This is a genomic window from Streptomyces sp. NPDC048461 (assembly GCF_055587105.1).
The window spans coordinates 1-317 of sequence record NZ_JBVJGW010000080.1 but is presented as its reverse complement, the minus strand read 5'-3'; the positions used below and the strand labels follow the sequence as shown (position 1 = coordinate 317).

General features: G+C 58.0%; 1 protein-coding gene. It reads left to right on the top strand.

The genetic code is table 11. The annotated features are described in order from the left end of the window. Positions 1-20 precede the first annotated feature (20 nt). A partial coding sequence (locus ACZ6S8_RS39610) for a hypothetical protein (RefSeq protein ID WP_469463260.1) occupies positions 21-317 on the top strand: 297 nt, incomplete at its 3' end.

Sequence of the window (317 nt, the reverse complement as noted above, 5' to 3'; positions counted from 1 at the left end):
CCAGCGAGGGCAAGCACGAGGTGACCGGCACCAAGCCATTCGACGCGGCGGACTTCAAGAAGTCAATCCGTTCCATCACGCTGCAGGCGAAAGCCGAGACAAAGATGGATCCGTTCGTCTTCGACATCATCGACGCCGGCGGCAACGAGTTCGTGGAGCACGTCCAGAAAAGCGATTCATATGAAGTTGCGAGCGCTTCGCAGTGGCTGCGTTTTGTTGCGGGCGCAGGTGCCAGCAGCGCTGCTACGTGGAATCCTTCAAAGGGAGTTGCGGCAGCGAAGGCTGAGGCCAATGCCTCTGCCAAGTTGATTCTGTTT